This window comes from Photobacterium sp. HL06 (genome assembly GCF_059552575.1).
The window spans coordinates 1641708-1665331 of record NZ_CM183915.1; the positions used below are offsets into that span (position 1 = coordinate 1641708).

Annotated in this window: 18 protein-coding genes; 3 read left to right on the forward strand and 15 right to left on the reverse strand. The window is 47.1% G+C overall.

Annotated elements, in window-relative coordinates; genetic code table 11:
- Window positions 1-38: 38 nt before the first annotated feature.
- The 8 genes from AC51G0_RS25395 to AC51G0_RS25430 form a co-directional block, all read right to left on the reverse strand.
- Window positions 39-1067, reverse strand: coding sequence for an ion channel (locus tag AC51G0_RS25395; RefSeq protein ID WP_496302350.1), 1029 nt, complete (start codon window positions 1065-1067; stop codon window positions 39-41).
- Between the two features lie 60 nt (window positions 1068-1127).
- Window positions 1128-1814: a PspA/IM30 family protein gene (locus AC51G0_RS25400; protein WP_496302351.1), complete on the reverse strand. Its 687-nt coding sequence runs from the start codon at window positions 1812-1814 to the stop codon at window positions 1128-1130.
- Window positions 1811-2212 (reverse strand): DUF2170 family protein, encoded by a 402-nt coding sequence (locus AC51G0_RS25405; RefSeq protein ID WP_496302352.1) that lies wholly within the window; start codon window positions 2210-2212, stop codon window positions 1811-1813. The genes AC51G0_RS25400 and AC51G0_RS25405 overlap by 4 nt, the downstream gene beginning before the upstream one ends.
- Before the next feature lie 342 nt (window positions 2213-2554).
- Window positions 2555-4549 (reverse strand): transketolase, encoded by a 1995-nt coding sequence (gene tkt / locus AC51G0_RS25410; protein ID WP_496302353.1) that lies wholly within the window; start codon window positions 4547-4549, stop codon window positions 2555-2557.
- A gap of 82 nt (window positions 4550-4631) precedes the next feature.
- On the reverse strand, window positions 4632-5582 hold the full coding sequence (tal, locus tag AC51G0_RS25415; protein ID WP_496302354.1) for a transaldolase: 951 nt from the start codon (window positions 5580-5582) through the stop codon (window positions 4632-4634).
- A gap of 494 nt (window positions 5583-6076) precedes the next feature.
- Entirely contained in the window at window positions 6077-6469 is a 393-nt protein-coding gene (locus AC51G0_RS25420) for a SirB2 family protein (protein WP_496302356.1), read from the reverse strand.
- 79 nt (window positions 6470-6548) lie between these two features.
- The gene (locus tag AC51G0_RS25425) at window positions 6549-6692 is read right to left on the reverse strand and encodes a hypothetical protein (protein WP_496302358.1); all 144 of its coding nucleotides are present in this window, start codon (window positions 6690-6692) and stop codon (window positions 6549-6551) included.
- Complete coding sequence (locus AC51G0_RS25430; RefSeq protein WP_496302360.1) at window positions 6689-8962, reverse strand: nitric-oxide reductase large subunit; 2274 nt, start codon at window positions 8960-8962, stop codon at window positions 6689-6691. The genes AC51G0_RS25425 and AC51G0_RS25430 overlap by 4 nt, the downstream gene beginning before the upstream one ends.
- Window positions 8963-9304: 342 nt before the next feature.
- Between AC51G0_RS25430 and norR the strand changes: the two genes are divergently transcribed.
- The gene (gene norR / locus AC51G0_RS25435; protein ID WP_496302361.1) at window positions 9305-10840 is read left to right on the forward strand and encodes a nitric oxide reductase transcriptional regulator NorR; all 1536 of its coding nucleotides are present in this window, start codon (window positions 9305-9307) and stop codon (window positions 10838-10840) included.
- 72 nt (window positions 10841-10912) lie between these two features.
- On the opposite strand, the gene AC51G0_RS25440 is transcribed toward norR, so the two are convergent.
- The 4 genes from AC51G0_RS25440 to AC51G0_RS25455 all read right to left on the reverse strand — a co-directional run bounded on the left by AC51G0_RS25440 (window position 10913) and on the right by AC51G0_RS25455 (window position 17498).
- Entirely contained in the window at window positions 10913-12325 is a 1413-nt protein-coding gene (locus tag AC51G0_RS25440; protein WP_496302362.1) for a YfcC family protein, read from the reverse strand.
- 54 nt (window positions 12326-12379) lie between these two features.
- A complete protein-coding gene (locus AC51G0_RS25445; protein ID WP_496302363.1) occupies window positions 12380-13444 on the reverse strand; it encodes an alanine/ornithine racemase family PLP-dependent enzyme in 1065 nt (354 codons plus the stop codon).
- A gap of 179 nt (window positions 13445-13623) precedes the next feature.
- On the reverse strand, window positions 13624-14550 hold the full coding sequence (locus AC51G0_RS25450; RefSeq protein ID WP_496302364.1) for a LysR family transcriptional regulator: 927 nt from the start codon (window positions 14548-14550) through the stop codon (window positions 13624-13626).
- A gap of 203 nt (window positions 14551-14753) precedes the next feature.
- Window positions 14754-17498 (reverse strand): hybrid sensor histidine kinase/response regulator, encoded by a 2745-nt coding sequence (locus AC51G0_RS25455; protein WP_496302365.1) that lies wholly within the window; start codon window positions 17496-17498, stop codon window positions 14754-14756.
- A gap of 703 nt (window positions 17499-18201) precedes the next feature.
- On the opposite strand from AC51G0_RS25455, the gene AC51G0_RS25460 reads away from it, so the two are divergent.
- Complete coding sequence (locus AC51G0_RS25460) at window positions 18202-19386, forward strand: acyltransferase family protein (protein WP_496302366.1); 1185 nt, start codon at window positions 18202-18204, stop codon at window positions 19384-19386.
- Between the two features lie 235 nt (window positions 19387-19621).
- Here AC51G0_RS25460 and AC51G0_RS25465 read toward each other — a convergent pair whose 3' ends face one another.
- From AC51G0_RS25465 to AC51G0_RS25475, 3 genes are all read right to left on the reverse strand, one after another.
- Window positions 19622-21112: a transposase gene (locus tag AC51G0_RS25465; protein WP_496302367.1), complete on the reverse strand. Its 1491-nt coding sequence runs from the start codon at window positions 21110-21112 to the stop codon at window positions 19622-19624.
- A 380-nt stretch (window positions 21113-21492) separates the two neighbouring features.
- Window positions 21493-22203 (reverse strand): purine-nucleoside phosphorylase, encoded by a 711-nt coding sequence (gene deoD / locus AC51G0_RS25470; protein ID WP_496302368.1) that lies wholly within the window; start codon window positions 22201-22203, stop codon window positions 21493-21495.
- Window positions 22204-22243: 40 nt separating this feature from the next.
- Window positions 22244-22414, reverse strand: a complete 171-nt coding sequence (locus tag AC51G0_RS25475) for a XapX domain-containing protein (protein ID WP_128783553.1) — start codon at window positions 22412-22414, stop codon at window positions 22244-22246.
- A 665-nt stretch (window positions 22415-23079) separates the two neighbouring features.
- On the opposite strand from AC51G0_RS25475, the gene AC51G0_RS25480 reads away from it, so the two are divergent.
- Complete coding sequence (locus AC51G0_RS25480) at window positions 23080-23595, forward strand: porin family protein (RefSeq protein ID WP_496302369.1); 516 nt, start codon at window positions 23080-23082, stop codon at window positions 23593-23595.
- Window positions 23596-23624: the final 29 nt, after the last annotated feature.

The window sequence follows — 23624 nt, forward strand, 5'->3', positions numbered from 1 at the left end:
TGTCTGCTCAATGGCTGATTTCGCTGGTTAATTAGGTTCTAGTTTTGCCATTTAAAATCAATGACACGCTCATCTGAGATATAAAATAGCTTACTGCCGGGAGGCACTTCGCGCTGTAGCGATGGGTTTAGCTCGACGCCATCACCGCTATCAATTGCGATCAAGGTGGCATCATATTGCTGCTTGAAGGTCGCGAATAGTGCTTCGATTGTTGTAATGGCAGCACTGGCAGGATAGGTGACAGAATATTGCGTCATCCCTTGGGTTGTACTGAGTAGCTCATGGTGTAACTCACTAGAACCCGGGTCGACGGCTGCTTTTGCGAGCATTTCTACCGCTACCGAGGGAATACATTCGGCGTTTGGGCAGTGCTGTTTTAATAGTTGGCTCAACGCTTCGTCATTAAAGTAAGCCAGTAGGTGGGCATCGGGATTCTTGCTGGCGCAATACAGGGCGGCCGACAACGTAATATCGTCTTCCGGGTTGTCGATGAGGATACAATTCGCGCTCTCTATACCTGCCCGTGCCATGCCTTCATTGTCAGTAAAACTGGTAACACGAACAAACTCCACTTCGCCTGGTAGCGGATTTTCGATTTCAGGGCGGACACACAAAACGATCGGACGGTGGCCCTTTTCTTCGTGCTGCAGCATTTTGATCAGGTGCAAGGTTCGCTGCTCGTTCCAACCCAAGACTAAAATATGATTGTTCACATTGAGACTCCGTTTTCCCAACAGGCTACTTTTCCAGTAGTAAATAAAGAAGCTGGCGACACGCCCGACCCCCAAAGCAAATAATCCGAGGCCTCCAGGGATCACAAATAGGGAGGCGACCCATTTACCCATTGTCGTTGTCGGGGACATATCACCGTAACCGACAGTTGAAGCGGTCACAAATAGGTAATAGATAAAATCGGTAAACGAGCGGGTGAGATCGCCTTCACCTGCAAACGTTAATAACAACCAGCTTATTACACTGTAGCCAAGCAGGGTAATCAGAAGGTTTCGTCCATTCAACTGGGTGAAGTTCCGTACGGCCCATCGTTGAAAGAGAATCCACAGTGACATGACTACCTCCGCTTGCCTAAGTGCGGGCTGTATTTAAGTAATAAAACCAAAGTGACAGCCTTATTTGCCTAAAATACGGGCCAGCTCGTCTTCTGCTGACGATTTGCTACCTGGTGTGATACCTGCTTCGGCAAGTTTTTTGTCTAGGCTGCTGCCTGATTGCTCTTCTGCCATTTCTGCGGCCGCTTCAAGCTGGGCTGACTTTTCTGCCTGGCGTTGCTTGATGCGCTCAAGTGATTCAACAGCAGTATGCATTTTGGCATTGGCACCGACGTTGGTGGCCGATACGGCTGATTGGGCCTTCTGTACTGCTTCATTGGCCTTAACAACGTCGACCTGCTGTTCTAGCTGGCGAAGTTTGTCCTTGGCCTGTGCAATGTTGGTCCGCATGCTTTGTTCTGACGCGATAAATTGGTCGAGGTAAGTCTGTTCAGCCTGCTGCTCATTACGCAGGGTTGCGACTTTTTGCGCACACTCAAGCGCCAGGTCTTGCTGGCCTTTGTCCATTGCGCCCCGGGCGTGGCCTTCGTATTCTTCAATACCGTTATTAATCGCATCGACTTTCTGTTGTGACATCTTACGTTTGGCAACAATGCTCACCAATGCTTCATCAGAGCGGCGTAGCTCTTGCTTGGCTTCACGGATTTCTTGGTCAAGGATACGCAGTGCCTGGTTGTCAGCGACGCTTTCGGCTGCTTCGTTTGCACCGCCCTTAATGGCAGTAAAGAGTTTTTTCCATACACTCATGATGTGCTCTCCGTTAGGTGATCCTGGTACAGGTCGATAAAGGCTTCGACGTTACGAAATAGGGTAGCGACTTCAATCAGGACGCTCTCAGCTTTGGATTGGGAAGAAAGAGAACCAAAAGCGACATAGTAGCTGTCACCATCAATTTCATTAATACCAATGGTAGAGAGCGGGAACATCTTGTGTGTACGCAAGATCAAATTGTTCAGTGCAGGAACATCACTGACCTGCTGGTGCGGGAAAAGCAGAACTTCTACCAGAATTTGTTCGCCGGCAACGGCAAGATACGCGTCGATATTATCTTCATTGCTGATGACAAGTGTCTGGTCATGCTCTTTGACTTGCCAGCCATCATGGCCAGACAGTACAGGAAGGAGATCTGTTAATTGCCACGTCATAGTCATACCTTATTGATAAAGTGAGTCGGGCTGAAGAAAAAACGTACTCTTATTATGAGTTTAAACTCATGAATTACCATCACTCATTAAAGGATTTATTGCTGTTTTGTGAGCCGATGTGAGGTTTTATTAGGCTGCCTTGCGGCTGGAAAGGCGAGTTACCGTCACTGTTTACGGTTGATATAAGGCGGTTTATGAAAGGAAGTCTGCTCAGGGGCGGTGGTGGCAGTCAGTGAAAAAACAGCAAAAAAAAGCCGGGCTAGAAGCCCGGCAATTCAGTGGATAAGAGGTGCAATACATAGCAACACCTCTATTATTTTGTCTCTAACGAACGATTGGCGATTAAGCCAGTAGTTCTTTTGCTGTGCTTACAACATTTTCAGTTGTGAAGCCGAACATCTTGAATAGCTCGCCTGCTGGTGCAGATTCACCGAAGGTAGTCATACCGATGATACGACCGCCGAAACCAACGTACTTGTACCAGAAGTCAGCGATGCCCGCTTCAACAGCAACACGTGCAGTCACATCAGATGGTAGTACCGCTTCACGGTAAGCTGCATCTTGCTTGTCGAACAGGTCTGTTGCTGGCATAGAAACAACGCGAACCTTACGGCCTTCAGCTGTTAGCTGTGCGTATGCTTCTGTTGCTAGCTCAACTTCAGAACCGGTAGCGATCAGGATTAGCTCTGGCTTGCCTTCACAATCTTTCAGGATGTAGCCACCCTTCGCGATGTCAGCAACCTGTGCTGCTGTACGCTCTTGCTGTGCTAGGTTCTGGCGCGAGAAGATCAGCGATGTTGGGCCATCTTTGCGCTCGATTGCAAATTTCCAAGCGACTGCAGATTCAACCTGGTCACATGGGCGCCATGTGCTCATGTTAGGCGTTAGACGCAGCGATGAAACCTGCTCTACTGGCTGGTGAGTAGGGCCATCTTCACCCAGACCGATTGAGTCGTGAGTGTAAACCTGGATGTTCTGCACTTTCATCAGTGCAGCCATACGCATTGCATTACGTGCGTATTCCATGAACATTAGGAAAGTTGCGCCGTATGGTACGAAACCACCGTGTAGGGCAATACCGTTCATGATAGCCGTCATACCGAATTCACGTACACCGTAGTGGATGTAGTTACCTGTGAAGTCGTTTGCTTCTAGCGACTTAGAACCAGACCACATAGTCAGGTTAGAAGGTGCAAGGTCAGCAGAGCCGCCCATAAACTCAGGTAGCATCTGACCAAACGCTTCTAGTGCGTTTTGAGATGCTTTACGTGATGCGATGTTAGCTGGGTTTGCTTGAAGATCAGCAATGATTGCATTGGCTTTTTCTTCCCACTCAGCAGGAAGGTCGCCAGCGGTACGACGCTTGAATTCAGCTGCTAGCTCAGGGTGAGCTGCTGCGTATGCCGCAAACTTCTCGTCCCATGCAGCTTCTTTTGCTGCGCCTGCTTCTTTCGCGTCCCACTCAGCGGCTACGTCTGCAGGGATTTCGAAAGGACCGTGGTTCCAGCCTAGGAATTCACGTGCTGCTGCGATTTCTTCAGCGCCTAGTGGGGCACCGTGACAGTCGTGAGAACCAGCTTTGTTTGGTGAACCAAAACCGATGATAGTTTTGCAGCAGATTAGTGTCGGCTTGCCAGTTTCAGCTTTCGCTGCTTCGATAGCCGCGTTGATTGCTTCTGGATCGTGACCGTCTACTGCTGGGATAACGTGCCAGCCGTAAGCTTCGAAACGCTTAGGTGTGTCGTCAGAGAACCAACCTTCAACTTCACCATCGATAGAGATACCGTTGTCATCCCAGAAAGCAACCAGCTTGCCAAGACCTAGCGTACCAGCCAGTGAACATGCTTCGTGAGAGATACCTTCCATCATACAGCCGTCACCCAGGAACGAGTAGGTGTAGTGGTCAACGATGTCGTGGCCGTCGCGGTTGAACTGGTCAGCCATTGCTTTTTCAGCAATCGCCATACCAACAGCGTTTGTAATACCCTGGCCTAGAGGACCAGTAGTGGTTTCAACACCTGGTGCATAACCGTATTCTGGGTGACCTGGTGTTTTCGAGTGAAGCTGACGGAAGTTCTTCAGATCATCGATAGATAGTTCGTAACCTGTTAGGTGAAGCAGAGAGTAGATCAGCATTGAACCGTGGCCGTTCGATAGGATGAAACGGTCGCGATCAGCCCACTCTGGGTTTTGTGGGTTGTGGTTCATGTGGCTACGCCATAGTACTTCAGCGATATCTGCCATACCCATAGGTGCACCTGGGTGACCTGAATTTGCCTGCTGTACACCGTCCATGCTTAGGGCACGGATTGCATTTGCTAACATTTTACGTTCCATATTGGTTTCCACTATAGAATTTATTTGAATCAGAAAAGGAAGAAAGCGGCTGATTGGCCGCTTTCTGAAATATTGTTAAGGCTTACAGACGCTCTGCAATCATTGTCTCAAGCTTGCCCTGGTCAACCGCGAAGTTACGGATACCGTCAGCCAGTTTTTCTACGGCCATTGGGTCTTGGTTGTGATCCCATAGGAATTCTGCGTGTGTCATAGCCGCTGGACGCTCTTTGATTTCAACGTCTGCAGATAGCTTCTGAACCACTTCGCCTTCAGCGTCGCTTAGTTCTTGTAGCAGCTGCGGGCTGATAGTCAGGCGGTCACAACCAGCAAGTTCTAGGATTTCGCCCGTGTTACGGAAGCTTGCGCCCATAACAACAGTGTTGTAGCCGTGTTCTTTGTAGTAGTTGTAGATACCTGTTACAGAAACTACACCTGGATCTTCTTGAGCTTCGAAGTCACGACCTTCTTTCGCTTTGTACCAGTCCATGATGCGACCAACGAAAGGAGAAATCAGGAATACACCAGCTTCAGCACAAGCACGCGCCTGAGCAAATGAGAATAGAAGAGTAAGGTTACAGTTGATGCCTTCTTTTTCTAGCACTTCAGCTGCACGGATACCTTCCCAAGTAGAAGCCAGTTTGATCAGGATACGGTCGTTAGTGATACCAGCATCGTTGTACATTTTAATTAGCTGGCGAGCTTTTGTGATGCTGCCTTCAGTGTCGTAAGAAAGACGAGCGTCAACTTCAGTAGAGATACGGCCTGGTACAACTTTTAGGATTTCTTTACCGATGTTTACTGCAAGCATGTCGCAAGTGTCTTGAACCTGCTGTGCTTTGTCGTCGCTCTGAGTTTTAGCATAAGCGATTGATGCATCAATAAGAGGAGCATACTCAGCAATCTGTGCAGCTTTCAGGATCAGAGATGGGTTAGTAGTCGCATCTTCAGGCTGATACTTACTGATAGCCTCAATGTCGCCAGTGTCAGCAACAACAGTTGTTAGCGCGCGCAGTTGTTCCAGTTTAGTGCTCATATCTTTCGACCTTCAAAGTGTTAGGGCTTGTCTGATTGCTAGCTAAAGTGTAGCCAGAAAAGGTATTTTTACCTGTAATTAACCCAAATGTTTCAAACCAAAAACACAGCCTGTGAACATATGGATCATCAAAGAACAATTGATGTGATGATAATTAGCTTTTTGATGCAAATTGTCAATCAGCAACGATGTTAAATTGTGTTTAGATCGCATTTTTATATGAACTTTAGATTATTTTGAGAGTTTGGGGTGAGGTTTTTTAGCTTTGACGGATTGGTGTTTATGGTTATGGGGTGAGCATATGATCTGGTGTGTGAGCTTTTGCTCGCCGTGTGGGCATAAAAATCACATTGATTCCGCCAGTGAATAGCGTTCATCGATACATGTCTATGATGCGCATACGCATCGGAACAGGGTGGTTATGTTGAGTGAATAGTAGATCGAGGGGCATCAACGAAAAGAGCGCACTGTGCGCTCTTTGTCATAATTATCGGTTATAGCCAGGCTAATGTATCTAATACTAGGAATTTGCCAATGGCCAGATTGAGTATGAACACCAGCCAGCCCATTGCCCCGGCGAAAAAGCCCCAGCGTTGCCAGTTGTTTTTCGCTTTAAGGGCAAACGCGCCGCAAAGTATGTAGGCCACAACACTCATCAGTTTTACCGATAACCAGGGGGCGGCAGGTGTAAACGGAACAAAGCCTGTGATACCAATCAGGGCAATACCACTGGTTAGCAACAGGGAATCATTCACATGCGGTATGACTTTCAGTATCTGGTTATCAGCCCAAATGGATTGGCGACAGACTAAACCATATCGAAGTAAAAATAACCCGATACTGATCATCACGGTAATGACATGAAATGTTTTTATAGCTAAATACATAACGTTCTTACTCTTAGAAATCAGCCCTGGCTGCCTGATATCCTGAGTCTGATATCTACGCGGCCAGGGCTGAAAGAGGTTACAGAATAGCGGGGGTCATCCATCCCATCTCAACAGACAGCTGAACTAATAGCTGTGGTAGGCTGGTTAGGAAGGCACTTCCTAGGTAGATGCCAGAGATGGCCAGCAATACCTTAAGTCCTGATAGGATGTGATAACTCATCGTGCCAGCACCTCTGTGTCTTTACCTAAACCTTTCTTGATTGCTGGAATGATAAGCTTAGCAAGGAAGATGCCTAAGAAGATCCCGCCTGCACCGAACATCATATCGCCAGGTACGCGTAGCCAAACCAGAGTTTCAACAAGTTGACTGTGCATAACTTCCGGCGAACGTGCAAACCAGTATCCGTTCTCGATGACCGCAAAGAACTGAACCAGACCGACAGGCAGAAGCGACATGGCTATCATCGCAATCAGACCAATGTTCATTGACCAGAATGACCACTTAAGCCATTTGTCATCCCAGCCTTTGGCCTCACCGAACAGACCGCGCAGGCAGAACAGCATCAGGCCGATACCCAGCATGCCATAGACGCCCATGAAGGCACCGTGGGCATGGGTTGCTGTGGTGTTCAGACCCTGAATGAAGTACAGCGCGACAGGTGGGTTGATTAGGAAACCAAGTACGCCAGCACCGAACAGGTTCCAGAATGCCGTGGCGACAAAGAACATGATTGCCCATTTGTAGCGTGTCATCCAAGGCGTTGCATTACGCATGCGGTAGCTTTCGACGGCTTCAAAACCAATGAGTGCCAGCGGTACGACTTCCAGTGCAGAGAAGATTGCACCCCAGGCGATTACCGATGTCGGTGTGCCGGTGAAGTATATGTGGTGCAGGGTACCAATCAGGCCACCGGTCAGGAATACTACGGTGGCGAACAGAACCGCACTGTTGGCTGTTGCAGCACGTACTAGGCCTAGGCGAACGAACATCAATGCAATAACAGAAGTAGCAAAGGTTTCGAAGAAGCCTTCAACCCATAGGTGTACTACCCACCAGCGCCAGTATTCAGCAATTGCCAGGTTAGTGTGCTTGCCTTGGAACAGACCAGCACCATAGAACAGGCCGATAGCCACACAGGATGCATACAGGACCCAGATAACAGCGCGCATCTCACCTTGTTGTGAAAGGGCAGGGCGAATAGCACGTGTAACCAGTGCTAGCCAAATCAGTAGGCCAACGAGTAACAGAACTTGCCACAGGCGGCCAAGGTCAATGTATTCCTGTCCTTGGTGACCAAGGATATAGCTGGTATCAAGATCCAAGTACTGTTGAACGGCCAGCCACTCACCAGTCATTGAGCCAAGCACCACAACAACTAGTGCTACCCAAAGGACATTAACGCCCAGGCGCTGGAACTTAGGTTCATAGCCGGATAGTGCCGGAGCAATGTAAAGGCCTGTACCCAACCATGCTGTTGCGATCCAGAATACCGCTAGCTGGGTATGCCAGGTACGTGTTACAGAATATGGCAGAATTTCTGATAATGGGATCCCGTAGAAATCTTGTCCTTCGACCCCATAGTGAGCGGTAATACCGCCGAGGAAAACTTGCAGCAGGAATAGGCCAACTGCAGTAAAGAAGTACTTACCTACTGCCTTTTGCGAGGCTGTTGGTTTGCCATCGAACAGTGGGTCATATTTTGGTGGTGTTGGCAGTGGCTCATGTTTTAGGGCTGCATGGTACCAGGCCAGTGCGCCAACACCTGCGATAAGAACCACAACACTCAAGATAGACCAGACAATATTGCTCGATGTCGGTGTGTTACCCACTACCGGATCATATGGCCAGTTATTGGTATAGGTATAGTTTTGATCAACACGTTCTGTGGTTGCAGCCCATGCACTCCAGAAGAAGAACGCTGTTAGCTGTTCACGACGCTCGGCAGTTGATATCGTACCTTCTTTCATTGCGTAGTCTTTACGCAATGGCTGATAGGCAGGATCATCACCAAACAGGCCAATGTAGTGTTGCTGCAACATGGAAATCGCGTCAGAGCGTAGTTGAGAAATGGTGATGACACCGGTTTCCACGTTGTAGTTGTTAGGGCGCAAGTCATCGCGCAGCTGTTGCTCTAGCGCTGCCTGCTGACTCTTTGAAAGCTGAGGGAACGGCTTGTTAAACTCATCCCTTGCTTTGAGCTCTAGCCAGTTATTCGCCTCGCGGTGCAACCAGTCAGCCGTCCAGTCAGGTGCAACGTAAGAACCGTGCCCCCATATTGAACCAAGCTGGTGGCCACCCATTGAACGCCATACCAGCTGGCCGCGCTGGATGTCATTTTCCGTAAAGATAACGTCACCAGCCTTGTTCACAACCTGGGTTGGGATCGGCGGTGCCTCTCGATAAATGTCGCTTCCGATGCTGAGCAGAACTGAAAATGAAGCTAAGCACACAATGAGAAGCGATATGATTGATAACTTTTGTTTAGTCATATCTGATTACTCGAAATAGTTGTTTTAATATCGAGACTATATACCCAAGTATCATGCCAAAAGTTAACCTATTGAAATTTAAGAATTATAGCTTAGATTGGTGTCAATTTGACACTGCTAAGGTAGTGTCATTTATACACACTGGTGTCGTTATGACATTGTTGGTATTAAGTGGCGATTTACTGACTGCCTTTCCAGTGGTTATTTTGTCGGAATTATTAATAGCTAAAAAACACTATGTTAGAAGTTGCATCTGATTCAGTCCTTGAGGTTTTCACGATTAGTGTCATAGTGACATCGTATTTTTGACACCCCTGTTTAATACCTGCGGAGATGACAGACATGGTTTTGCCTACGCGTGACTTTACCCATATCGCCCTGGATCTGACGACCAGTATTTCCAACCAGGATCGCTTTCAGCGTTTACTTAACACTATTCGTCAAACCTTAAATTGCGATGCGTCAGCATTGCTAGCGTTTCAGGGGCAGCAATTTACACCTCTGGCTATCGACGGCCTGGTGCCTGATGTTCTTGGCCGCCGCTTTACGATTAATGAGCACCCGAGGCTTGAAGCTATTGCTCGTGCCGGTGATATTGTCCGGTTTCCTGCCGATAGTGAGTTGCCCGACCCATTTGATGGGTTGATTCCCAACCATGAGGATGAGTTGAAGGTCCATGCCTGCATCGGCTTACCACTTTGGGCGGATGATAACCTGATCGGGGCACTAACCATCGACAGTTTTGATACCTCGTCATTCACTGAGTTTAGTGATCAGGATCTGCGGACAATCAGTGCTCTGGCTGCCGTGTCGCTGAATAATGCACTGATGATGGAACAACTGGAAAAAGTGGCGACTGAAAGCCCTGCCCAGCGGCCGTCTATCAAGATCAGCGATAGTGACAATATTGAAATGATTGGTCAGTCGGCACCAATGCTAGCGCTTAAAAATGAGATTGAGGTGGTTGCCAAGTCGGATCTGAACGTATTGATCTTGGGCGAAACAGGTGTCGGCAAGGAATTGGTGGCCAAAGATATTCATCGTAATTCAAGCCGGGCAGAGCAGTCTCTCGTCTATCTAAACTGTGCGGCCTTACCAGAGTCAGTTGCCGAGAGCGAGCTGTTTGGCCATGTGAAAGGTGCCTTTACCGGTGCTATCAGTAATCGTAGCGGGAAATTTGAAATAGCCAATGATGGGACACTGTTTCTCGATGAGATTGGTGAGCTGCCGCTTTCCCTTCAGGCCAAACTGCTTCGGGTATTGCAATATGGTGACTTGCAGCGAATTGGTGATGACCGCAGCCTGAAAGTCAATGTTCGAATCATCGCCGCCACCAATAAAGATCTCAAACAAGAAGTGATTGAAGGCAGGTTCCGTGCCGATCTCTACCACCGCCTCAGCGTATTCCCGCTTCATGTTTCCCCGCTACGGGAGCGCGGCGATGACATCGCTCTGCTGGCCGGGTATTTTATTGAAAAGTGCCGGGCTAAATTGGGCCTGCAGACCCTACGGTTAAGCCAGGCAAGCCTGACGACACTTTCTCAATACGGCTGGCCCGGTAATATCCGAGAGCTGGAGCATTGTATTCACCGCGCAGCGATCCTTGCCCGCTCGGAGTATGGTGCAGAGGCACCTCAGATCCGCCCTCATCATTTTAATTTTGACGGTAGTCGCCAAGGAACGGCCAAGCACACCGGCCATCCGGTAATGCCTGTTTTTACGGGTGAGAACTTACGGGATGCGACAGACTCGTTTCAAGCTCGCTATATCCAGCAGGCGCTGGAAGCAAACAGCAATAACTGGGCTGCGACAGCACGGCAGCTTGGTATTGATAGCGGTAACCTGCATCGCTTAGCTAAAAGGTTGGGTTTGAAATAACAGTAATACAGAACAGCCCCCCGGAAGACGGTGATCTTCCGGGGGGAGTCAGCGATAAGCTATCTACTTACTTTACAGCGTTGCACCGATTGATAGAACAATACAGTTTAGCGCGACAAAGAAAGCCACTAACGGAGCAATGAACTTCAGCCAGGTGATATAAGGAATACGTGCTATTGCTAGTCCGCCCATCAATACGCCATAGGTTGGAGTGATAAACAGGACAGTGCCGATCCCGCTCATGAAGGCGGTAACCACAAGCTCGCGGCCAGTATTGGCAAAATCACCCAGTGGCGCCAGGATAGGCATGCTCATTACCGCCAGGCCAGAGGTTGAAGGTACGATGAAGGAAAGCAGCATTTCAATCCAATAAACGGTGTTAATGAACAAGACAGAGCTTTTGCCCGCCACAATCCCTTCGGCATAGTTAAGAATGGTATCGGTGATATTGCCTGCTTCCATGACCACCACAATGCCGCGTGCAACACCAACAATTAATGCCACCCCAATAAGATCTGCAGCCCCGGCGACGAATGAGTTGATCAGGTCGTCTTCGCTTAGGCGGCCGACAATACCGCAGAGTATGCCCATGAAGATAAATAGCGTCGCCATTTCAGCCATCCACCAACCGAGCACAGAAACACCGTAGATCATGATACCGAACGTCAGGATAAACAGTACCAGTACTGCTTGTTGCGGGCCGGTCAGTACTGGCAGGCTATCGGTTACATCTTTGTCGCCCAGGAAGTGTTTTTCGTGGTCATCACGAAGGTGGGCAAGCAGTGATGAATCCGGATTATTCTGGATCTTCTTGGCGTAGCGCATGACATAGCCGATACCGACGATAAGGGCGATAGCCAGGATAGCAAAGCGCAACTCAACACCGCTGAGGAAATCGACACTTGCCGCGTTTGAGGCAATAACAGTACCAAACGGATTGATGGTCGAGCCTAGGGTACCGATACCGGTTCCCACGAAGATAACGGCTACGGCAACCAGGGGATCAAAACGAGCGGTCATGAAAATTGGGATCAGCAGGCCGTAGAAGGCAAGGGATTCCTCGGCCATGCCGTAGGATGTTCCGCCCAAGGCAAATAGGAACATCAGGATTGGGATCATGTAGATCTCTTTGCCTTTCAGGCGGACCATGATCCGGGCAATACCGGTATCAATTGCACCGGTTTTGGTGACGATACCCAAAAAGCCACCGACCATCAGGACAAAAAGGCTGACATCAATGGCACCGATGACCCCGCTGACTGGATCATAAAAGCCGGAGATCGGCGCCATCAAGGTGTCAAAGAAGCCCTGTGGCGAGGATTCAATGACATGGAATGAGCCTGGCAATGGTACTTCCCGGCCGAGTTGTTCATTCATTTCACGGGTGTATTTACCTGCTGGCAGTACGTAGGTCAGCATGGCAAAGAACGAAATTAAAAGGAATAAGATCGTAAATGTATTGGGAAACTTTTTAATTTTTAACATAGTGTATCCTCAGCGAGATGACTTGCACTCACCTGCATTAACGAAGGGCTTGATTTAGATAAAGCGTTTTGTAATGTATTCAGAGGTCATGCACTGCAAGACACCGCCGTAAGACAGGTCAAATTCAACCAAGTTACCAATTTGGTAGTCGAGCTCGCAGTCATTGATATCGAGAATAAGGTGATCACTACTACCGCCAATGACGATGATGTTAGGGTCTTTCGGGGTGATTTGGCTGATGTCGACATCTTGCTTGCCGATAGCGCAAATAGCGCGTTTGCGCAGCCCGCGATCAATAAACTCAGGTGTGTTGCCGAAAGCATCAAGTGCGGTGGAATTTACCGGAACCGAGGGTTTTACTTTGATCTCAACGATTTCAGCTGTGAGGTCAAAGGTATCTTGGCGGGTATTGGGGATCGGGTCATCGTTTAATCCAATCCCCATCAGAAGTGAAGCCCCTAATCTTAGCTGGTTGATCCCTTGCGGAAGCTCGCCGTTGAGCATCAATGGCAACCCGGCAGAGCTTGCCCCCGAGATATACTTCAGCGTGATGCTGAATTCAGATTCAATCTGCCTGGCGAGTGTAACCAGCTTATTTTGATTGTCTGTGGTTGGTTCTACGCCGCCATAACAGGCGAGGTTGGTGCCGAGGCCGACAAGGTCGATACCGGGTAGCGTCACTGCCTTGCGAGCAAGGGCAAGCGTCTCTTCCTCATAAAACCCTCCTTCTCGAAGATCGCCTAAGTCATGCATGAGGATAACCTGATGGGTTTTGTGCTGTTTGACTGCTTCAGTCGACAGGGCATCTAGGGTGGTCATTTCGGAGTTTAGGGATATATCGGCATATTGGATAACCTCGCTGATCTCACTGAGCGCCGGCAGGCGAAGAAGCAGGGTTTGAGCCTTGAGGTGACGGATTTTTTTTAAATTTCCGATGCGTGAATCGGCAAGAAGTTGGATACCGCCATTTAAGATGGCTTGTCCAACGTCCGGGTTGGCGCAGGCCAGTTTGGTAACCCCGGCAGGCGATACGCCTTGGGCTTGGCACGCTGTAACCATATGTTGGGTATTTTGGGTGATCGTATCTAAATGAATATTAATACATGGATAAGTGCTCATATATTTACCTCTAGGTAATATTGTTCTTTAGAAACATTGAGCGCTTTTTATTGATAAAGATAAATAATGAGTTTTGTATGGTTACTTTGTAGTAATTCGATGTAATAAAATAAGTGAAATAATATCCACGGAATAAATAATTATATCCCGTGGATTAACGTAAATAACGCTTTATTGCATTAAACAGATAGAGGTACCGGTGATTCTTTATTCAGGTGGGCCGTAGAGATAGCATGCATTAATTGGGTAGCCGCTAATGAAAGCTCTTTTGATTCAAGGGTCGTTAAATGAAATTCAGCAAAGTATTCAAGAGAAGGGGCGTTGACTTTGATCATCTCTCCCCGTTGCTCCCAAATCGATGCATAGTGATCTGGTAGGTAACCGACAAAATTGCCAGACAATAATAGGTGGGCGGTTGCCTCCATATTGGTGCTGCTTGCCAGGTGAAGCAGGTTTTTAGTGTTGCTAAGTGGTGTGATTTTGTGGGAAAGCCCTCGCTCAACCACAGGAAACTGAAGCAGGTTTTCAGCAGTGATCTCACCTGAAATAGAGAGTATCGGATGGTCTGGTGCACAATACAGGCACTGTTTCTCTCCAAATAAATAGGTATATTTTAATCCGTCTTTGGGTACCTCAGAGGATGTGATCCCCAGTTCGGCCTTTCCATCAAGTATCATCATCTCAATTTGGTAGGAATCCCAAATATCGGTGTCGATGGTAACCTTCGGGTGGTCATTGCAAAAGAGCCTGATCGCCTGCTGGATTTTACATTGTGGGTTGGTAGCCAGGTTATCGGTAAGGGCCAGTTTGATATGGCCATGAGAGACATTTCTGATGCCATCGAGTTGATCTTCAAAATACGCAATATCATTAAACAGCGTCTGGCAAAGCTGGTAGACCTTGTTGCCATCATGGGTCAGGCGAAAACCTCTTCGTCCCCGGTGGCACAACGTCATGCCGAGTCGGGTTTCCAGATCGTTCATTCGTGTACTAATTGTCGACTGGTGCATGTTTAATTTAAATTGTGCCGCGGAAAAGCCTCCGGAATCAACAATGGTCACAAATAAGTGAAGGAGTTTAATGTCAAAGTCATTTATTTTTCGCATCTCGTTATCTCTTTTTTATTTTATTTTATTCTTTATAGGGATGATGTTCTGAGATGTATCGCACTGGATTAAATTTTGATGCTTACTGATTGAAGCGTCAATAATAGGTGGCTGTAGATAGATGGAAACAGAATGCAGGGTAAGTCATCAGTGTAATAAAGGCGTCATTTTTATAACGGAAATAAAAAGGACGCCTTCTTGAGTTAGTCGGTGAGTGCAACCTGCTGGTGAATTTCCTCAATAAGCACCTTCAATAACTCATCGAGCCGCGATAGCTCAGTTTCAGTGGGGTGTTCACCAGCCTTGACCTTCTTTTCAACTACCATAGCAGCCTGGCGAACATGAACGGCACTAATGCTACCTGATGCGCCTTTTAATGAGTGGCTGAGCAGGATCGCTGAATCATAGTCTTCTTGTGCCAGTGCATGTCTAAGCTTCTCTATGTCCTGGCCGTGCTCTTCAGCAAACATCAGCAAAAACTGCATAATAATGTCGTGATCTTGCTCCATCATTTCGAGCAGGGCATTGAGTTCGATTTGCTGGAAACTAACAGGATTAAGCTTATTTTCACTGTCGTCTTCTTGAACAATGGTATCAAGAGTGAGTATTGCTTCTGGTTCGTTATCAGGCGCCTTCTCTGCCTCCTGGGCTGCTCGCAGTAAAGCCATATGGGTGATTTTGTTCTTAAAGCGCTGGAGAGCATCGAGCAGTTTCTGTTCATCCAATGGTTTTGTGATCACACAATCTACGCCAGCAATAATCATATTTTTTTGCGTTTCTTCAAACACATCTGCAGTGCAGGCAAAGATAGGGATCTGGCTGATTGGGGATTGCAATGCCCGGATCCGAGTTGTCGCCTCGATACCGTCCATAACTGGCATATGGTTATCCATCAGAATGACATCGAAATATTCATGTTCAAGAATAGCGAGGGCTTCGGCCCCATTGTCGGCAACACATGTTTGAAATCCGCGTTGTTTGAGGAAAGAGTCGATAATCAGGACATTGAGGTTGTTGTCTTCGACGATCAGTACCCTGAGGTTAGCAAACGCGCTGTGATCGAACTCTACGTTTTCCTGCTCAGGCAGCATGTACTGCCCCTGATGGATGCAAAGGGTTACGGTGAAGGTTGAACCAGCACCTGGTATGCTACTGAGACTGATATTACCATTCATGAGCTCCGCCAGTTGCTTAACAATGCTGAGTCCGAGCCCTGTCCCACCAAAGCGGCGGCTGGTAGAGGCTTCTGCCTGGGCAAAAGGATCAAAGATATACTGGATTCGTTCAGGATCGATACCGATACCCGTGTCTTGGGTGATAATCGTCAGGATCTTCTCGCCGGGATTCGCCCCATTTTCCATCTTCAGAGTAACCAGCACCTTGCCCCGCTCCGTGAACTTGATGGCGTTATTAATCAGGTTAAATAGGATTTGGCGGATCCTGGCTTTATCGGCATAAAACCAGTCATTGTGATTGAATTCACAATGGATATCGAAGCCAACCCCTTTCTCTTTTGCTAGTGAGTAGTAAGTACTTTCGATGGTGCCAACCAGATCGGTGAAGCAGAAATTGGTCGGATCCAGCTTAAGCTGTCCTTGCTCAATTTTTGAAAAGTCGAGAATATCGTTGAGCAGTGACATCATATGTTTACCGGAATCGAGCAGGGTACGCAGGTGGTGCTCCTGTTCCTGGGTCAGCTTGGTTTTCAACAATAGCTGCGATAAACCGAGCATTCCGTTCATCGGGGTCCGGATCTCATGGGAAAGGTTGGCGAGAAATGCCGATTTTGCACGATCTGCTGCTTCTGCTTTGTGCAGTGCCCGGTTAAGCCGTTCGGTATCATAAGTAATTTTAGTTGCTCCTTGATTAAGGGCATCATGGAGTACCTGGAATTCATGTGGGCCGTCAAAGTGATCGCTGCGGGCGTAGTTGCCGAGTTTAAACTGGGCTGCAAACCGGGATAATTTTGCCAGCGGTATGGTGATCCGCTTTGTGAGGGCGAAAGACAGTATCACGACAATGCCGGCAGTAAGAAAGAGGGCCAGCATGAAGTAGCGGTGCAGGTAGTCGACAGCGTGGGTTACTGTATGCTGCGGGGTTATCGACACCAGCGACCAAAGAGGTTGGTTATCATTTCCTTTCGTATCAAGACGGGTGACTGTGGCAATCAGCGTTTCATCATAGCGGTCGGCATAGCGCATGATTTGGCTATTAGAAGAAAGATCGTTTGCGGCACCTTGCTTATATTCCTGCTGAAAGCTATCGAAGGCTTGGAGTGAGTGGCCTTGATTCGCACCCGACAGGATCACACTCCCTTTTTGATCGATAAGAATGACGTAGTCGGTATCACTAATACGCTCGCCGAGAAATGTCAGCTGGCGGTTGAGTTCGCTTAGCTCGTATTTAACCACCAGGAGCTGTTCAGGCTGTGGTTGTTGGCCTGGATGCCGTTGTTTAACCGAAGTGATGAGGAAGAGATACGGATTGCTCTCTAACTGTTGCGGCTGCGAGATGTAAACCTTGTTTTTTGACGTTGTGAGCTTGTTAGCAACGTTGTTTAGCGGGGGAACATCGGCTTGTTCGAGTTCCTCTGCCAAGGCTTTAATGGTTCGGGACTGGGATGATTCTACAAGGTTGTAGCTTGTTTGTTCACGTTCAAGCAGATAAATCGCGGAAAAAGCCGTATCTATGCTCGTGAGCTCTGATAGGTAGTGGCTGAGAAACCCCTCGCCAGCTTGCATGGAGTGGGGCTCTAGTTCAAATATGGGGGAATTGGCTAGGTTTTTTATACTTAGAATACGCTTGGTAATAATGTCATCAATATTCTGTGCGGCCAGCTCGGTCCGGCTGCTTAACCCTTTTGATATTTGGGAGAGGGCAACGGTTGACAGCTTTTCACTACTCACCCAGCTATAAATAAATGCCGGAATTATACCGACAAACAACATGCTGGAAAGCAAAATTGGCTTGATTCTATTTGGGACTATCCTTATCAAACTACACCCCGATATTCTTGTTCAGTCACTATTTCTTGCGCGGCCAGTCGATTCCGCCATGGAATCCAATACTAACATTATGTCTTTAGAGCTGTATTGTACATGTAGTCGGGGATTAACATTGGCAAATTGTGAAACAAACGCTTTTTTTGAATCATGCTAATACTGTCATGGCGACATTGTAGATTTGGAAGGGAGTGAGAGTAACAAAGCAAGATAAAAAGCTGCAGCTTGCTGGTTCTGACTTCATCGTTGATTCGATAATCAGTAGCAGTCACCGATATTGCGGCAGCAAGGATTGGGCTGAAAATAACAGCAAGAAAATAAACAATCCTATTCTACGTATTGGCATACAATATGCTTTACTGGACTATATTTTGGTGGTTTTGATATATTTTAAAAATAATTAACATGATGTTCAATAAAACTAATGGATTTTAAATATCATATTGCCAATGTTTCATTACTCGAGTTATATATCATTAATAAATGTAATTTCATTCTTTGTTAAATAATAACTTGGACAGGGTTTACTTAAATGTTGTGTAATGTGATTTGAGTTAAAGCGTTGTTTTATAAGGGGTGATTTTTGTTTTGTAACACAAATAAAGGTGGGATAATATTTGTATTGTTCGTTTGATATAAAAAGGGAATTATGAATAAGTCAATACCTATATTAACACCACTGCGTGGTATTGCTGCACTTTGTGTGGTGTTTTTTCATGCGCGCCTTGTTATCTTTCCGCAATGGAAAGAGCCAGTAGGTGAATATACCCAGTTTATTGAGAATAGTTATTTGTGGGTTGATTTGTTTTTTATTCTCAGCGGGTTTGTCATGATGCATATTTATCAGCAAACTTTCTCTAAAGGGATCACCTTTTCTAGCTGGCGTCAGTTTATGTGGCTCAGGTTTTCAAGGATATACCCCTTGTTCCTCGTCACATTATTGGTATTGGTACTGTGGGAAACGATCAAATCTTCGGCTGGAATCGGTTTTTACGGTGGCGCATTATTTGAAAGCTGGGGCGTATCTGGGATCCCTGCCTTTGCTGGCCCGTTTAACCGCGCAGAAGCCTTGCTGCCAAATGCGCTGATGCTCCAGGGGGTATTGGAAAAGGATCTATCATGGAATATCTCATCGTGGTCGCTGAGTGTTGAGTGGCTTAGCTATATGGTATTTCCTTTCTTGGTGCCTGTTTTGGCTGCGCGGAAGCAAATGACGCTGTGGGTTCCTGTGGTATTTCTTTTGCTTCTGATGGGAATTAACGCACATCATGGCTCGTTGGATGTTACCGGAGGCTTCCTTGCCTACCTACGAGCAATAGCAAGCTTCGCCTTGGGATCATGGATGTGTACCATCATCGTTTCTCAAGCTAGGAAGAAGCTGTTAAATAATGATGGCCTGCTTTTGCTCGTATTCTCGGCCAGCTTGTGGATGTTGCATTTACCAAAGACCTCTCCTCACAATGTGATCACTGTGGTTGTGTTTGCCCTGTTGGTGTTTGTTGCAGCCCAGCAGACAGAACGCAAAACGCCTGTATTTAAGTTGCTTGATAACAGGGTAACCCGTTTTCTTGGGGATATTTCCTATTCGCTATACCTGTGGCATGCCGTATTGATGTTGGCGGGTATCGAAATCATCCACCTTGCCATGCCTGAGTTGCTGGCATGGTGGAATACACAAACTGAGTGGTGGGTTGGCCTTACCGGAGCTGCAGTTTTCATTGCTGTGACGATTGGTGTCTCAACGCTGAGTTATTATTACCTTGAGCGCCCGGCCATGAAGTTGCTTAGGAATAAATTCAAACGCCAACAGGTGTCGGCCTCGGTTGTGTCCTGATTTACGGAGCCAATGCAGAACTGTTTGCGCGGTGATGTTTCGTTCCAGAAAACGGATCGAATATGGTGATTGCTCAGTCCTCTGTGCGACATGATTTAAGATAGCTGATCAGATCGTGCAGTTTGGACTGAGTTCCTTTTGTTAATGATTCCGGTATGGTCCCAGTGTGTTCCCAGGATGGTTCAGAAACGGTTCCATTAATGAAAGGAACCGTTCAAGTTTTACAGGCTGCCAATTAGTTGAGCAGTTGTTCCAATGTCAGTGGTGCCGATGTTAAGCCCATCTGCTGGGCTGGCGTCAGGCCGGAACGGTCTTGACGGCAAAGGTTATGCCAGGCTCGGTAAATATCGAGCAGCGGCAACAAGCCTGCCGGGCGTAACTTTCTACGGGGCTCGTCAACCAGTTGCGCGAACTGATCATGGAACCGGTTTTGGTAATCACTGATCGCATCGTGCGAGGCCAGCTCCAGCCATTTTTGTTCATTGCCTTTTTCACCACCTAAGTGGCAGATCCCTTTACTGATGTCGTCATGTCGGGTAAATGCCCAGCGATCTCGCCACCAGCCCATGAGAACGATATCAACTCGACCTGCAGATTGACCATGCTCCCAGTTGTTATCTGCTTCGACGTAGACAGGGTGAACTGTTTTCTCTTTTATCCGTTTCATAAAAACAGAGATGCAGGCAGAGCGTAATAGCGTTTCCTGTGGCATAAAGATCGAAAGCGATTCGTTGTACTCCAGCATTTGTGCAAGGTGGAGGTAATGGGCATACACCGTATATTGTGGTCGGATCAAACAGCCTTTAGTCGGATAGTTGATCCGTGGCATGCTAGTGAGTGGATCCTCAAGATTGGGGCGAGACATAATTTCACGGTATTTGGTATCGACCCGGGCAAGGATCCCTTGCGGAGTAGGTGGTGGAACTTCGACCAGCCTTGCTCCTGGTGCGGACATAAAGCGGGTGCCATCCACATACGGGTCATGGTGCTCGGTTGGGTTTTCAACATCGTTTTGCTGGTAGTTCACATGTTGGCCTACCACGTAACCGGATGTAGCTTCACAGCTGGCAATCCAGTTGACACCGTTGCTGCTGTGCGGCTGAAGAGGAATCAAATCAGATGCGAGCGACAAGGTTTGCGCATGTTTAAATAAACGTGCATCGAACATGGAAAGCTGGCGGCGGCAACGGCTGGCAATATGAGACAGCTGATCGTAAAAGGACTTAGGGTTCATGCTCAGGCGGCGGCAGATATCCCTTACCGAATAACCGGTAAAAAGCAGAGCCAGGAGTTTTTGTTGGATCTGATTTTTGCCATTGAAACCCGACCAACGGTCAACAAACGTTGCTTGGCAGCATTTACAGCGATATCGCTGGCGGTCACCACTGTAACCAAAGGCATGATATAGATGACGATGAGTGAGAACCGCGAGCCCGAGGTTTTCACAGTCAGGGTTGCTGCAGGCAGGCAGGCCGCTGCTTTGCATTAGCTTAAGGCGGGAAACTTCTTCCACGACATCATGATTGTTCAGGATTGGCGGGAAGGCTCCGCATTCGCGGCAGACTAGGGTCGGTCGCTTGGGGTTGGTGCGCTGCAGCACATAGTGATGCTTGTCCTCGGAACCAAAATTGCAACAACCGACTGTTTTACAGTGGTTAAGCTGAAGTTGACCGCTAGCAGGAGGCAATAGGGAATCATTGCTATCGGAGTGAAGTTTTTTCATCATATCAGCCTAACCTTATCCTTGTGCCTGAGCAATATGTGTGGTGATCCATACAGCCACACACAGAAGGGGTAGGGAAGGGTACTGAATAAAAGGAGCGAGCCTTTTATTCAGTACAAAATTAGATGCGATGATTTTGCAGGTATATTACTTAGTACGCCTGAGAGATGCCTTACTGGCAACACTCAGTTCAAATTGTGTAAGACGCCACATTTTACAAAATTTTTGAGCCGCGACTAAATGGTATACTTGCATCCTCGTCAGCACTAATTGTCCCTAGTTTTCACTAATACCAATATAATCAAAATGTTAATAACATTAGTATTAGCGCTAGCTAGTGGAAAAGAGGCCAGTGCATCGGGGCGCACCAGCCACTAAAGTTGTTAGATGTTAATCGCTGTTTCTAGCGCAACATTCATCATCTGAGCGAATGACTTCTGACGGTCTTCAGAGCTTAGTTTCTCGCCACGTTTGATATGGTCAGAAACAGTCAGAATAGTCAGTGCTTTTGCACCTAGCTCAGCAGCAACACCGTAGATACCAGCTGCTTCCATATCCACACCCAGCATGCCTAGCTTTTCCATTTTGTCGAAAAGATCAGCTTCAGGGCTGTAGAACAGATCCGCAGAGAATACGTTACCAACACGAACTGGTACATTTTGCAGGCGTGCCTGGTGGACAGATGTTTCCAGTAGGTGGAAATCAGCAATCGCTGCAAAGTCATGGTCGTTGAAGCGGATACGGTTAACTTTAGAGTCTGTTGAAGCACCCATACCGATGATGACATCCATCAGTTTTACGTCATCATGTACGGCACCACAGCTACCGACACGGATAACATTCTTCACACCGAAATCTTTGATCAGCTCGTGAACGTAGATAGAGCATGATGGGATACCCATACCATGGCCCATTACAGAGACTTTCTTGCCTTTGTAGGTACCGGTATAACCGAACATGTTGCGAACGTCACATACTAGCTTTGCATCATCCAGGAAGTTTTCTGCAATGAATTGTGCGCGTAGTGGGTCACCTGGCATTAGGACTGTTTCTGCAAAATCACCAAGTTCAGCATTGATATGTGGGGTAGCCATAGCTTACTCCTAGGTATTTGATAAAAAGAATACGGGGGACTTAAGAGAAAAAACGTTCAACAATATTTTGGTATGCAATACCACCAAGGTAAACACCTACGATACCCATAATGCCTGGCAGAACAGGTGGAGCTGGTAGTGGCAGTTTGATGGCAGAAAAAAATACGCCAACAATTAACCCTGCAAAAACAGCAAGCAGAATCTCGTTCATGTGTTTACCCTCTATGTGTTGCATATGTTTGTGACGGCTTGTGAGGCTGCTCTTAATTGGCGCCTTTTACATTGTTGCCGTTTGATGGAGCTAGTGTAAGGAAGCTGCTCCTTTATTCTCGCGATCTTGATCACATTTTACCTCCCTATTATCCAAAAATAGCACCTTGATTACCAATTCTGTTGAAAATGGGAGGGAAACCGTTTGCCTGGACAGACCAGGCATTCAGGCTATAAATTCATGTTTCATGTTGGTATTTGTTATTTTTCAGCAGGTTGAACCTGGTTTGGTGCTTGAGTATGCGATTGAAAAGCTAGTGTAATGAGAGATGTAAATATGTGATCTTGTAATGGATTTCATAGGGTGTAAAAACAAAAATGGGGCAATAAAGGTGTTTATATCTTGTTGAACTAGGGGGTGTTATTGAACTGAAATATGAAGAATAGCGGCTAGTCGACCACCTCGTAACTTGCTTTTCTTTTTCCAATCTATGGGTGGACGCGTTGAGTAAAAAATAAAATGTGATTTTGAGGTGAGTATCAGCACGGAATTGAGCTAACGTACTGGTATTTAGGTATCTTCTCGGTTAACCATAATAGATAATAAAGAACAATGTCATCATCGTTCGATTTTACAGCGCATATTTTAGACGAGGGAATGTAACCATGAAGAAAAGTTTGCTAGCAGCCGTGTTGGCACTAACAGCTTTACCTGCGAGTGCTGATATTTTTGGGTTGTCCGTGGGAGCAACGTTAGGGGCCGCCCAATTAGATTATGATGGGCAGAGTGAATACGGCTATGAATACGGTGTGAATGCAACCTACCGGCTAAATGATTTCTTCAGTGTAAATGCTGGTGTGGTTCAAGGGAGCGGCGAAGTGGACTCTGATTTATCCGAGGCCCAAAATGATATTGATTATACTGCTATTCCCGTTACGCTACGTGGCGATATCCCGCTTTTGATTGGTAGCCTGTACGCCAAAGCCGGTACCAACTATTACGATGTTGATATTGAAAGATCAGGTGTGAAGCAAAATGATGACGGTTGGGCGTTTACCGGTGGAGCTGGGTTTGTCTTGACCCTGTTGCCATTGATTGACGTAAGTATCGGGTATGAGTACCGCGATATGGGTGATGTTGAAAATAACGCGGTTGTATTAGGCGTTGATCTCAACATATAACCCCAATGACTATTCATCGGGTCATGGTA